The 12,659-nt window shown below is 67.8% G+C and carries 12 protein-coding genes; all 12 read right to left on the bottom strand.

Annotated elements, in window-relative coordinates:
* Positions 1–10 precede the first annotated feature (10 nt).
* Positions 11–805, bottom strand: coding sequence for an ABC transporter ATP-binding protein (locus tag HMPREF1008_RS06580; RefSeq protein ID WP_009279076.1), 795 nt, complete (start codon positions 803–805; stop codon positions 11–13).
* Entirely contained in the window at positions 805–1,722 is a 918-nt protein-coding gene (locus HMPREF1008_RS06575; protein ID WP_009279075.1) for an ABC transporter permease, read from the bottom strand. The genes HMPREF1008_RS06580 and HMPREF1008_RS06575 overlap by 1 nt, the downstream gene beginning before the upstream one ends.
* A gap of 109 nt (positions 1,723–1,831) precedes the next feature.
* Positions 1,832–2,797, bottom strand: a complete 966-nt coding sequence (locus HMPREF1008_RS06570; RefSeq protein ID WP_009279074.1) for an ABC transporter substrate-binding protein — start codon at positions 2,795–2,797, stop codon at positions 1,832–1,834.
* 144 nt (positions 2,798–2,941) lie between these two features.
* On the bottom strand, positions 2,942–3,931 hold the full coding sequence (locus tag HMPREF1008_RS06565) for an inorganic phosphate transporter (protein ID WP_009279073.1): 990 nt from the start codon (positions 3,929–3,931) through the stop codon (positions 2,942–2,944).
* Positions 3,924–4,538, bottom strand: a complete 615-nt coding sequence (locus HMPREF1008_RS06560; RefSeq protein ID WP_159430773.1) for a DUF47 domain-containing protein — start codon at positions 4,536–4,538, stop codon at positions 3,924–3,926. The genes HMPREF1008_RS06565 and HMPREF1008_RS06560 overlap by 8 nt, the downstream gene beginning before the upstream one ends.
* A 152-nt stretch (positions 4,539–4,690) precedes the next feature.
* Positions 4,691–7,387: a valine--tRNA ligase gene (locus tag HMPREF1008_RS06555; RefSeq protein ID WP_009279071.1), complete on the bottom strand. Its 2,697-nt coding sequence runs from the start codon at positions 7,385–7,387 to the stop codon at positions 4,691–4,693.
* 186 nt (positions 7,388–7,573) lie between these two features.
* Positions 7,574–8,695, bottom strand: a complete 1,122-nt coding sequence (locus tag HMPREF1008_RS06550) for a Xaa-Pro peptidase family protein (RefSeq protein WP_009279070.1) — start codon at positions 8,693–8,695, stop codon at positions 7,574–7,576.
* 71 nt (positions 8,696–8,766) lie between these two features.
* Positions 8,767–9,879 carry a 3-dehydroquinate synthase gene (locus HMPREF1008_RS06545; RefSeq protein ID WP_009279069.1) on the bottom strand — a complete coding sequence of 371 codons (1,113 nt, stop codon included), beginning with the start codon at positions 9,877–9,879 and terminating at the stop codon, positions 8,767–8,769.
* Positions 9,876–10,421, bottom strand: a complete 546-nt coding sequence (locus tag HMPREF1008_RS06540) for a shikimate kinase (RefSeq protein WP_009279068.1) — start codon at positions 10,419–10,421, stop codon at positions 9,876–9,878. Before HMPREF1008_RS06540 ends, HMPREF1008_RS06545 begins: the two co-directional genes overlap by 4 nt.
* A 57-nt stretch (positions 10,422–10,478) precedes the next feature.
* The gene (locus HMPREF1008_RS06535) at positions 10,479–10,985 is read right to left on the bottom strand and encodes a YqeG family HAD IIIA-type phosphatase (RefSeq protein WP_009279067.1); all 507 of its coding nucleotides are present in this window, start codon (positions 10,983–10,985) and stop codon (positions 10,479–10,481) included.
* Positions 10,975–12,237, bottom strand: coding sequence for an endolytic transglycosylase MltG (gene mltG, locus HMPREF1008_RS06530; protein WP_009279066.1), 1,263 nt, complete (start codon positions 12,235–12,237; stop codon positions 10,975–10,977). The genes HMPREF1008_RS06535 and mltG overlap by 11 nt, the downstream gene beginning before the upstream one ends.
* 7 nt (positions 12,238–12,244) lie before the next feature.
* Entirely contained in the window at positions 12,245–12,658 is a 414-nt protein-coding gene (gene ruvX / locus HMPREF1008_RS06525; RefSeq protein WP_009279065.1) for a Holliday junction resolvase RuvX, read from the bottom strand.
* Position 12,659 lies beyond the last annotated feature (1 nt).

Here is a 12,659-nt window from a genome sequence, read left to right as displayed (position 1 = left end):
CGGCGCGCGGCTAGCTCAGGAGCATGCGGTCGTTGGCGAGCTCGCCGCCGCTTGCCTCCTCGAACTTGAGGAGCAGGTCGTGGACCTTGAGCGCGTGCTTCTCCTCGCCGCTCACGTCGTAGATCACGTGGCCCTCGTGCATCATAATCAGGCGGCTGCCCAGGCGGATGGCGTCGTTCATGTTGTGCGTGATCATGAGGGTGGTGAGGGAGTCCCTCTCGACGACCTGGGCCGTGAGCTCGAGGACCTTCTTGGCGGTCTTGGGGTCCAGTGCCGCCGTGTGCTCGTCCAAAAGCAGGAGCTTGGGCTTCTTGAGCGTGGCCATGAGCAAGGTGAGCGCCTGGCGCTGCCCGCCCGAGAGCAGGCCGACCTTGGAGCTCAGGCGGTCCTCGAGGCCCAGGCCAAGGGAGGCGAGACGCTCCGCGTACTCGGCGCGCTCGGCCTTGCCGATGCCCCAGGAGAGGCCCCTGCCCTCCCCGCGACGCCGCGCCAGGGCGAGGTTCTCGTCGATCTGCATGTCGGCGGCGGTGCCGCGCATGGGGTCCTGGAAGACGCGCCCCAGGTAGCGAGCGCGCTGGTGCTCGGAGAGCAGGCTCACGTCCGTGCCGTCTATCTGGACGGTGCCGGAGTCGGGCGGGAACACGCCCGCAATCGCGTTGAGCAGGGTCGACTTGCCGGCGCCGTTTCCGCCGATCACGGTGACGAAGTCGCCGGGCTCGAGGTGGAGATCCACGCCGACGAGGGCGGGCTTCTCGTTGACGGTGCCCTTGTTGAAGGTCTTGCTGACGTTGGTGAGGCGCAGCATCAGCGCTCGCCTCCCTTCGAGTAGGAGCGCCTCTGCCGCTGGCGCTCGACGACGGTGGGTACCACCAGGGCAAGGGCGACGATCACGGCCGAGAGGAGCTTCATGTCGTTGGCGTCGAGGCCCATCTGGAGCACGATGGCCCTGATGAGGAAGTAGACGACGGAGCCCACGACCGCCGAGGTGAGGCGGCTGCCGAAGGCCTGGAGCTTGCCGGGGGTGAGACGCCCCAGCACCTCGCCGATGACGATGGCGGCGAGGCCGATGACGATGGCGCCCGTGCCCATGCCGATGTCCGCGTACTTCTGGCTCTGGCAGATGAGGGCTCCCGAGAGGCCCACCAGGCCGTTGGAGAGGGCGAGCGCGATGAGCTTGGTGACGCGCACGTCGACGCCCAGGGCGCGGCACATGTCCTCGTTGTTGCCCGTGGCGCGCAGGGCCGAGCCGATCTCGGTCCCGAAGAACCAGTACATCGCCGCCACCAGCGCCGCGGCGACCACGAGCCCCACCACCATGGCCGATGCCGCCTGGTTGAGGCCCGTAAGGCGCGAGATGCGCGTGAATACGGTGTCGACGTTGAGGAGCGGCGTGTTGGACTTGCCCATGACGCGCAGGTTGACCGACCAGAGGGCGATCTGGGTCAGGATTCCCGCGAGGATGGCCGGTATGTCGAAGACGGTGTGGAGAAGCCCCGTGACCAGGCCCGCGACCACGCCGGCGAGCATGCCCAGTAGGATCGCGACCAGCGGGTCGAGCCCCAGCGAGACAGAGGCGACCGCCGCGACGCAGCCGCCCAGGGCGAAGCTGCCGTCGACCGTCAGGTCGGCGATGTCGAGCATCTTGTAGGTGACGAAGAGTCCGAGCACCATGACGCCCCAGAGGATTCCCTGAGAGACGGCACCCGTTAGAGCTGGCAGCATGCTACCCCCAAACCTGCGATGTGCCCCGGGTCGCCCCGGGGCACACGACGAACGTCAGAAACTGTCCCGTCCCACCGCGTCCGCGGCGGAACGAGCCCCCTCGCGACGGCTACGCCCCGAGGACGGAGAGGTCCACGCCGATGGCGTCCGCCGTGGCCTGGTTGGTCGCGAGCGTGCAGTCCTCCGCGGCGAGGTGCTCGATGGGCATGTCCGCCGGCTTGGACTCGCCCTTCAGGACCTTGACCGCCATCTGGCCGGCCTTGTAGCCCAGCTGGTCGTAGTTGATGCCATAGGTGGCGAGGCCCCCGTTGTCGACCATGCCCTTCTCGCCCACGATGAACGGGATCTTGTGCTCGATGGCCACCATCGACACCGTGGACATGCCCGCGGCGATGGTGTTGTCGGTCGGGGCGTAGGCAGCGTCCACCTTGCCCACCATGGACTCGACGACCTGCTGGATCTCGTTCGAGCTCGACACCGAGAAGCGCTGGGTCTCGAGACCGCGTGCCGCTGCGGCGGCCTCGGCGAGCGACACCTGCACGTCGGAGTTCGACTCGGCGGTGCAATAGAGCAGGCCCACCCTCTTGGCGGAGGGGAGGAGCTTGACCAGGAGGTCGAACTGGTCCTCGACCGGAGTGAGGTCAGAGGTGCCCGTGACGTTGCCGCCCGGCGCGTCATTGGAGGCGACGAGGCCGGAGGCGGCGAAGTCAGTGATGGCGGTGCCGATGACGGGAATCTGGTCGGTGGCTCCGGCGACAGCCTGCGCGGCCGGCGTGCCGATGGCCAGGATGAGGTCATCCCCGTCGTTCACCAGCTTGGAGGCTATGGTCTGGCAGGCCGACTGGTCGTTCTGGGCGTTCTGCTGGTCGATCGTGTAGCTCAGTCCGGACTCGTCGAGCGCGCGGACGAAGCCGGCGTTGGCCGCGTCGAGCGCGGCGTGCTCGGTGAGCTGCAGCACGCCGACCTTGTAGCCCCCCACAGAGGGAGCGGCGGCGTTTCCGCAGGCAGAAAGGGCGAACGAGGAGCAGCCCCCCAACGCGAGGGCAAGGAAGGACCTTCTGCTGAGGCTGTTCATGGCAATCCTCTCTGAACGCGTCGCAGGGCGGCGGCAGGCGTCTCGATGCTGTTGGTTATATCAGTTGGGCGGACGCCGATGGTTTCCTGCGTATTAAGTTATTTATGGGAAGGCTCGGGATGCCGTGCAATTCGCCCGAGAGCCCTAGAAGCGCTCCGCCACGAGGGCGAAGAGGGCGCCCAGGCACATGGTGGCCGGAAGGGTCACGACCCAGGCGGTCACGATGCTGCCGGCGACCCCCCAGCGCACGTTCTTGATGCCCTTGGCACTGCCCGCACCCATGATCGAGGTGGTGAGCACCTGCGTGGTCGACACGGGGGCGCCCAGCGCCGTCATGGCCTCGATGGCGATGGCAGAGGCCGTCTGGCAGACGAAGCCGATGGCGGGCTCCAGCTTGGTGACGCCCTGGCCCACCGTCTTCATGATGCGCTGCCCGCCGATGGCGGTCCCCAGGGCCATCATCGCCGCGCAGAGCACCTTCACCCAGAGGGGCACGCCGGCCCCGGCATCGAGCATCCCCGCCGAGACAAGGGCGATGGTGATGATGCCCATGGTCTTCTGTGCGTCGTTGTTGCCGTGGCTGTAGGCCATGAACATCGACGAGGCGACCTGTGCCTTGTGGAAGAAGGAGTTCGCGTTATGGGCCGTGACGTCGGCAAAGGCCTCGAAGGCCAGGTTCATGAAGACGAAGCCCAGGGCCAGGCCGATGAGGGGCGAGGTGAAGAGGGGGATCACGACCTTGTCCACAACCCCCTCCCAGATCACGTCCTGGGGTCCCCCCGTGAAGACCATGGTCGCGCCGATGAGGCTCCCGATGAGGGCGTGGCTCGAGCTCGAGGGAATCGAGAACCACCAGGTGAAGAGGTCCCAGGCCACGGCGCCCAGGAGGGCGGCGAGGATGACGTGAAGTCCCAGCTGCACGCTCACCAGGCCCGTGGCGATGGTCATGGCGACCTTCTCGCTCGTGAGCGCGCCGACGAAGTTCATGGCCGCAGAGCTCAGGATGGCCACCCGGGGAGAGAGGGCGCGCGTGTACACCGTGGTGGCGATGGCGTTCGCCGTGTCGTGGAAGCCGTTGATGAACTCGAAGGCGAACGCGATGACGAGCACGGCGGCGAGCAGCGGGCTAGGCATTCTTCATTACCACGCTATGGGCGACGTTGGAGACGTGCTTGCAGTTGTCGAGCGCGTCCTCCATCTTGTCGAGCAGGCTCTTCCACTTGAGGGTGTGGATGGGGTCGTCGTGGGCGGCGAAGACGGCGCCGAGCGCCTCCCGGTAGACGACGTCGCCCTGGTCCTCGAGCTCGTTGACGCGCCGCATCTGCTGCGTGACGACGGGATCCTTCTTGAACCTGTCGAAGTGCTCGAAGAGGGTCTGGAGCTCGCGGGCGGAGGCCAGGGTGAGGTCGGCCATGTCCTTGGCGGGGGCGATCATCACGTTGACGTCGTAGATGGCGAAGCGCGCCGAGACCCCCTCCATGCCGTCCACGATGTCGTCCAGGAGGGTGATGAGCTGGAATACGTCGTCGCGGTCGAAGGGCGTGATGAAGGAGCGGTTGAGCTCGTCCATCGCCTGTCCGGTGAGCTCGTCGTGCCTGCTCTCGAACTCCTTCATCAGGGGGATGAGGGGCTTGGAGCTCGGCCACTCCCCCACGATCCTCACGAAGAGCTCCGCGGCTTCGACGATCATCTTCGACGACGCCCTGAAGTGGTCGTAGAAGACGGCTTCCTTGCGACTCACGCGGCTCATAGGCCCCTCTTCCAGGGCACGAGGCCCGTTTGGAAATTTGTCAATTTTCGGAATTTTACACCCATAGCAGAGCGCCCCGCCACCGCAAGGTGCCAGGGCGCCCGAATCTGCCTGAGGTAGCCGGAACTCCGCGAGCGGCGTGGCTAGGCGAAGTCGGCAATCTGCTGCCTGAGCGCCTCCACCATCGCCCCGAGCTCGGCCTGCTGGCTGCGCTTCTTCTCGATGACCTCAGGCGCCGCCTTGGCCACGAAGCCCTCGTTTGTCAGGGTCTTGGTCACGCTGCCCAGGTCCTTCTCGGCCTTGGCGAGGTCCTTGGCGAGGCGCGCGGCCTCGGCCTTGAGGTCAACCAGCTCCCCCACCAGCACATAGGCATCGAAGTCGCCCTCGTGCGCCACCACGGCACCCTCGGGCTTGGCGAAGCCATCGGCCACGGAGAGCACCAGCTCGCTCACGCGGCCCACCTTGCGGATGAAGCCCGCCTGGCCAGAAAGGACGTCCACCGTCTGCTGCCCACCGCAGCTCACCTCGACGCGCAGCTCCTCCTTGGGAGAGAGGCGATAGCGCGCCCTCGTGGAGCGCACCTGCGAGATGAGGCGCTTGGCCAACTCGAAGTCCCCCTCCGCGCGCTCGTTGACGAAGCCCGCGAGCGCCTCAGGCTCGGGCCAGGCGGCCGTCATGAGGAACTCGCTCGAATGGTCGTCCAGGGCGGAGGCGGGAAGCATGTCCCACACGCTCTCGGTCACGAAGGGCATCACCGGGTGGAGCAGGCGCATGCTCACGTCGAGGACGAAGACCAGGTTGCGCTGGACCTGCAGGCGCTCCGCGGCGACACCGTCCAGGAGGCGGCCCTTGCAGAGCTCGATGTACCAGTCGCAGACCTCGTTCCAGAAGAAGGACTGGATGTCACGGGCGTAGTCGCCGAACTCGTAGGCCTCGAGCTGCGAGGTCGCCGTGCGCACGGCGCGAGCGAGGCGGCTGAGCATCCAGGCGTCCTCGGGGGTCTGCGCGAGCGCGGGGCCCGGCTCGTAGCCGTCGAGGTTCATCTGGACGAAGCGGCTCGCGTTCCAGATCTTGGTCACGAACCCGCGCGCCTGCTCGGTCCGGGGGCTGTCTATGAGCGCCTTGGTCTTCTTGTCGATGTTCGCGTCAAACTTGACGTCCTGGTTGTTGGTGATGAGCGTCAGCAGGTTGAAGCGCATGGCGTCGGCGCCGTACTTCTCCATGAGCTCCATGGGGTTGACGCCGTTGCCCTTGGACTTGGACATGCGGCTGCCGTCCTTGGCCAGGATCGTCGCGTAGATGTACACGTCGTGGAAGGGCACCTCTCCCGTGAAGTAGAGGGAGCTCATGACCATGCGCGCCACCCAGAGGGCGATGATGTCACGCGCGGTGACCAGCACCTTGGTGGGGTGGTGCCCCTCCATCTGCTCCGGGTGGTCGGGCCAACCCTGCGTGGCGAAGGTCCAGAGCTGCGAGCTGAACCAGGTGTCGAGCACGTCCTCGTCCTGGTGCACGTGGTGGCCGCCGCAGTGGGGGCACACGTCCACGTCCTCCATGAGGGCGTCCTGCCAGCCGCAGTCGTCGCAGTAGAAGACGGGGATGCGATGGCCCCACCAGAGCTGGCGGCTGATGCACCAGTCCTTGAGGTTCTCCATCCAGGTGAGGTAGGTCTGGGTCCAGCGGTCAGGGTGGAACCTGACCTCGCCGTCCCTCACGACCTCGCAGGCACGCTCCTTGAGCTTGTCCACGGCCACGAACCACTGCTCGCTGAGCCAAGGCTCGAGGGCGGTGCCGCAGCGGTAGCAGTGCATGACGGAGTGGTCCAGCTCCTCGACGTGGTCGAGGAGCCCATGCTCCTCGAACCAGGCCACGATGGCCTTGCGGCACTCGTCGCGGTCCATGCCGCTGAACTCGCCGTAGCCCTCCACCACGTGCGCGGTCTCGTCGAAGATGTTGATCTGCTCGAGGCCGTGGGCCTGGCCCATGGCGTAGTCGTTGGGGTCATGCGCGGGGGTCACCTTGACAAATCCGGTGCCGAAGCCGGCGTCGACGTGCCAGTCCGAGAAGATGGGGATCTCGCGGTCCATGATGGGCAGGATGACCGTCTTGCCCACGAGCCCCGCCTTCTTGGGGTCGGATGGGCTCACGGCGATGCCGGTGTCGCCCAGCATGGTCTCGGGGCGGGTGGTGGCCACGGTCACGTACTCGACGCCGTCCACGGGCTCCGCCAGGGGGTAGCGCAGGTACCAGAGGTGACCCTTCTCGTCCTGGTACTCCGCCTCGTCGTCCGAGATCGCGGTGCGGCAGCTGGGGCACCAGTTGACGATGCGCTTGCCGCGGTAGATCAGCCCGTCGTGGTACCAGTCGACGAAGACCTTGCGCACGGCCTTCGAGAACTCGGGGCTCATGGTGAACTTCTCGTCGTCGAAGTCGATCGAGCAGCCCATGCGGCGAATCTGGCTCACGATGGTCCCGCCGTACTCGTGCGTCCAGTCCCAACAGGCGTCGAGGAACCTCTCTCGTCCGATCTCAAGGCGAGAGATGCCCTCGGACTTGAGCTTCTTGTCCACCTTGGTCTGCGTGGCGATGCCGGCATGGTCAGTTCCCAGGATCCAGCGGGTGGAGCGGCCCCTCATGCGGTTGTAGCGCACGAAAGCGTCCTGGATGGTGTCGTCCATGGCGTGCCCCATGTGCAGGATGCCCGTGACGTTGGGGGGCGGAATCACGACGGTGCAGTCTCCCACGCCCTTGCTGCGCTGGTAGCAACCTGCAGAGACCCAACGGTCGATGAGCGCGGGCTCGCTGGCCTGGGGGTCGTAGGTCTTGGGCATCTCTTCCACGGGTACTTCCTCTCGTCTGGCCCGGGGCACGCGTTGGCACTCGTGTCTTGAGCGCGCGCGACCTTCGGGCTGGTCAGGTCTGCGCGAGGGGCATGCCCTCGCGGCTAGCAAAGAAGAATAGCACGCAGCGGGCGGGGCCTCCCCTGCCGGGTCGACCCGCCGCGCGCCGGGTTGCCCTGTCGTGCGCTACCCCACCACGCGAAGCTCGTGGCCGGACTTGGTGAAGGGATGGTAGCCGTCCTCCCCCATGATGCCGAAGTCCTCGAGGCGCACTCCGAAGCGACCGGGCAGGTAGATGCCCGGCTCGATGGTTATCACGGAGCCGACGGGGACGGGCTTGTCGTAGAGCCTGCCGAAGCTGGGCTGCTCGTGGATCTCGAGCCCCACGCCGTGGCCCAGGCCATGCTTGAAGTAGTCGCCGTAGCCGGCGTCGGTGATGACCTCGACGGCCAGGTTGTGGATGTCGCTGCCGATGCAGCCGGGCCTTGCCTCGCGGGCGCAGGTCTCGTGGGCGAGACGAACCACGTCGTAGACCCGGCGCTGCTCCTCCCCCGGCTCGCCCACGCACACGGTGCGCGTCATGTCGGAGTGGTAGTCGTGGTAGCCGGCACCGTAGTCCATGACGACCATGTCGCCCTCCCGGACCACGTACTCGCCCGGCTGGGCATGCGGGTTGGCGCCGTTGGGCCCCGCGGCGACGATGGTGTCAAACGAGAGCGCGTCCGCACCATGCGTGAGCATGTAGTTCTCGAGCTCGACCTTGATCTCCTGCTCGGTCACGCCCGCCTTGACGAAGCCGCAGATGTGCTCGAAGGCCGCATCGGTGATGCGCTGGGCGTGGCGCATGAGCTCGACCTCCTCGGCGTCCTTCACGATGCGCAGGCCGACGATGTCGCCGTGCATGCGCGGGACGAGGCAGGCGGTCGACTGCTTGGCGCAGGCAACGTTGAAGGCGTCGAAGAAGGCGAGGCTGCAGCTGTCCTCGATGGCCACGACGCGGGCGTGCGCCATCGAGACGACGCGCGCCGCCCACTCCGCGGGGTCGACGAGCTCCATGTCGATCTGCCAGGGTGTGTCGGCGCCCAGGCGCTCCTGGAAGGTGTTGAAGTAGCGGGAGTCGGTATGGAGCCAGAGCCCGTCGGCCGTGACGACGGCCGTGTGCGCCACCTCGTCGTCGAAGGTGCGCTCGGCACCCGTGAGCCAGCGCAGGTCGGGGTTGTTCCTCAGGATCGCGGCGTCGTAGCCACGCTCCCCCATGAGCGCGCGGAAGCGCTCGACGCGTCCCGCGCAGGCCTTTGCATCTGCCATGTTCGATTCCTCTCTAAGCGTCCTCTGCCGCGTGGGTGCGTCGCCCGTCCCGCAGCGGCAGTTCGATCCTTCTATTCCTCGGGCAGGTGGGCGTCGCACCAGGCGGCGGCATGCTCGGCGAGCAGGCCCTCGTCGACGGAGGAGAGCCTCACGCGCCCCACGGCCTGGGGCAGCGCCAGGAGGAAGCGGTTGCTGCGCGCGAAGCGCTCCCTCCTCAGGGCCTCCACCATGGCCCCTGGCTCGAGCTCGCACACGATGGGCTCGATGCCCAGGCGCTCGAGCAGCTCGTCCTGGACCAGCACGTCGTCCACGTCGAGCTTGCCCTCGCCGGCCGAGATGCGGGCGGAGAAGCGAAGGGCCTCTCCCAGGAGCTCCGCCTCGGATGCCGCGGGGACCAGCGGGCGCAGTGCGCGCACGAAGTCCTGCCCGTAGAAGAGCGACTGTCGCACGGCGACGGCCGTCGAGGAGGCGAGCTTCCCGCGGGCCTTGAGCAGGGAGAGGGCCTGTTCGAGCAGGACGTCCTCGTCGCCCCCCATGATCTCTGGCGTGGCGTCCCAGAGGTGCTCGAGCGCCGGCCTGGAATCCGCCACGGCTGTGGCGACCATCAGCGCGAGCGAGAGGCGCGTGGCCTCCGAGTCGAGCGAGAGGTCCATCACCAGGGGGTCGCAGAAGAGGTAGCGGATGCCCAGCCTGAAGCTGGCGACCTCCTCCCTCCCGCCCACGTCGAGCGCGCGGGGCGAGGCAGGCACCAGGAGCATGCCCGCGAGGTCGAGCGCCACGGCGGCCAGGGGGACCCCGCCGCACCAGACCGAGCAGGCCGCCTGGGCGAGCGAGAGCTCGTCGGCATCCCCCAGGGCGAGCACGAGGTCGTCCGAGGTGACTCCCACCCTGCCCAGCGCCGCCATGAGCTCGCAGAGGGCTCCGACGTCACGGGCCGACCCGTCCGAGGGGGCGTCCACGCGGGCCGCCCTGAAGCCCGCGTCGGTGACCTGCCTGCGCAGGCGCTCGACCAGCGTCTCGTCGGAGCCCTCGGGCACCACGACGGCGCAGACCTCAGGCTTGCCGGAGACCGTCTTGAGGACGGACCCCAGGCCCTCGACGAGGTCGCGGCCCACGCGCACGTCGCAGGAGCCCCCGGGCACCGAGACCCACTGCCTCACCAGCTCGGGCACCTCTTCGCTCATAGCAGACCTTTCTCCCAGAGCAGCTGGGCCGCATCGGCACAGACCTGCTCGAACGTCCTGTTCCTGATGTCTATCGTGTAGTCGGAGGTCGCCTCGTAGAGGGGCCGCCTCCGGACGTGGAGGCTCCTGGCGCAGTCCACCGTGGCGAAGTCGGGCCTGAGCTCGGGATGCCTGAGCTGGCGAAGGGAGTCCTCGACGTCCCCGTCGAGGTAGACCACCGTGCCCATGCGGTGCATGAGCTCGCAGCTCTCCCGCCCCTCCACGATGCCGCCCCCGCAGCTCACGAGCAGGGACTTGCGCGAGAGGAGGCCCCTGAGGACCTTCGCCTCGTCCCGGCGAAACGACTCCTCGCCCTCCCGCTCGAAGATCTGGCAGACGCTGAGGCCGCGCATGCGCTCGACCATGCGGTCGGTGTCCACGTAGTCACGACGGAAGAGCCCGCCCAGGTTGCGCGCCAGGGTGGACTTGCCCGCTCCGTGAAAGCCCACGAAGAAGATGTGGTCGCAGTCCTCGTGGACCACGTACCCGCCAGCCGATGCCATAGAGCCTCTCGAGAGGAAAGATGTCTTTCGTGACGATTCTAGCATCCGAGTCCCGGGCTATTCCCCCCTGAACCGGCGGCCGCGCAGGACGGCGCGCTCCGCGACGCGCAGGAGCTGCGTGTACCAGAGGTCCTGGGTGGACTGGGGCCGGACCAGCACGGCGCGCACGCCCGCGAGGTTCCCCGCCACGACGTCGGTGAACACCTGGTCGCCCACGAGCACGGCCTGCTCGGCGGGGACGCCCACCTTGCGCAGCGCGGCATGGACGGCGAAGGGCAGGGGCTTCATGGCGTGATGCACGACCTCGCAGCCCAGCTCGCGGGCCGAGCGCTCGACCTCGGCGGAATGGAAGTTGTTCGAGACGACGCAGGTCGCCATTCCCGCCTCCCGCACGCGCCCGAGCCAGTCGAGGACCTGCGGGGGCGCGACCTTCGCGTCGCGGGGCACGCAGGTGTTGTCACGGTCCAGGAGCACGCAGCGCACCCCCTCGGAGGCGAGGCGCCCGACGTCGACGAGATCAACGGAGGCGACGTAGGCCGTTGCCTCGAAGGGACTACGAGGCATTGGAGATCGCCTGCAGGTGCTGGTCGTAGGTCTCGGAGAAGACGTGCTCGCTCTGGGTGATCCAGAAGTAGAGGTAGTTGGTGCTGGGCGGGTCCATCGCGGCCTTGATCGAGGCCAGGCTGGGCGAGCAGATGGGAGTCGGGGTCAGCCCCGCGTTGAGGTAGGTGTTGTAGGGGCTCTGGGTCTTGAGGTCGTCGGCGCTCACGGCACCACCCGTCACGTAGCCCATCGTGGCATCGCTCTGCAGGGCCATGCCCTCCCTCATGCGGTTGTACATCACGGACGAGATGTTGCTGCGGTCCTCGTCGTTCAGGGCCTCCTTCTCGATGATGGAGGCGAGGGTGAGGATGCCGTAGTCGCTCATGTCGATGCCGTAGGTCTCCTTGATTCTCGCCTCCGCCGAGGCGAGGTCGAGGCTCGCGACCTCCTGCCCATATTGGTCGAGCATGGCGCGGATGACGGAGTCCGCCGTCGCAGGAGTGCCGCCGAAGTCGTAGGTCTTGGGGAAGAGGAAGCCCTCGAGCGAGTCGTTGGCGGCCCGTGCGAGGAAGGGGTAGTCGGCGACGTAGTTGGAGGCCTCTGCCTGGTTGAGGAAGTCCTCGGCCGACACGCCGATGCCGCTCGAGCCGACGGCCTCCGCCGTCTTCTGGAGGGTGAGGCCCTCGGCTATGGTCAGCTTGCCCGCCGCGGAGTTGGGCCCGCTCACGAGCTGCCTCACGACCTCGGACACGTTGGCGCCGGTGAGGAAGTCGTAGGAGCCGCTCTTCATGCTCGACTCCGCGCCCTGGGCCTGAACGGCCTTGAAGAACTCACCGCTGTCGCCGATGACGCCGGCGTCGAGGAGGATCTGGGCTATCTGGCTGCCGCCCGAGCCTTCCGGGATGGTCACGGTGACCCTCTGCCCGGCGGCGACGGAGCCGCCCGCCTTGCCCGAGGACGAGAAGTGGCGCCAGGCGAGGGTGCCCGCACCCACGAGCAGGCCGCAGACCACCAGGAGCATGAAGGCGACCTTGGGCCAGCGACGGCGCGGACCGCCGGGCCTCTCGCCACGGGCATGAGAGCCGGCGTTTCCGGCAGCGCGACGGGTCGCGCTGACGCTCCGCTGCGAGACCCCTCCCGCATAGCCCGCCCTGCGGTCGGGCGTGGAGGACCCCCGCGAGCGACGCGTGTCACCGCCGCGGACGGGCCGGGAGCCGCGACTCGAGGGCTCGGGCGAGAAGTGCGATCCGTTGCGGGTCGGGTTGTTAGACATCAGGGACCTAATCTACTCGGGCGTCCAGCCAGGCCTGCAGGAACAGGGACGCCGCCACCATGTCGACGCGCCCGCGCATCGAGCGCTCGTCGTACCCCTGCTCACGAAGGATACGCTTGGCCTCCCTGGACGAGAGGCGCTCGTCGGCAAACTCCAGAGGAAGGCCGCAGGAAGCCGCGACCCCCCTCGCCTGCTCCATGACGCGCTCGGCCTGGGGACCCTCCTCGCCCGCAAGGGTGAGGGGGCGGCCGCACAGCAGGAGCTCGGGCTCGTAGTCCTCCAGGATGCGCCTGAAGCTGCGCGCGTTCTGGAGGACCTCCTGGGCCGGGAGCACCTTGACGGGAGAGGCGATGCTTCCGCTCGCGTCGCTCGCCGCGACGCCGATGCGCACCTCCCCTATGTCGAGGGCGAGGACCCGCATG

Origin of the sequence: Olsenella sp. oral taxon 809 str. F0356, assembly GCF_000233535.1 — a bacterium.
GTDB lineage: Bacteria > Actinomycetota > Coriobacteriia > Coriobacteriales > Atopobiaceae > Olsenella_I > Olsenella_I phocaeensis.
This window is presented reverse-complemented; position numbering and strand designations above follow the sequence as displayed.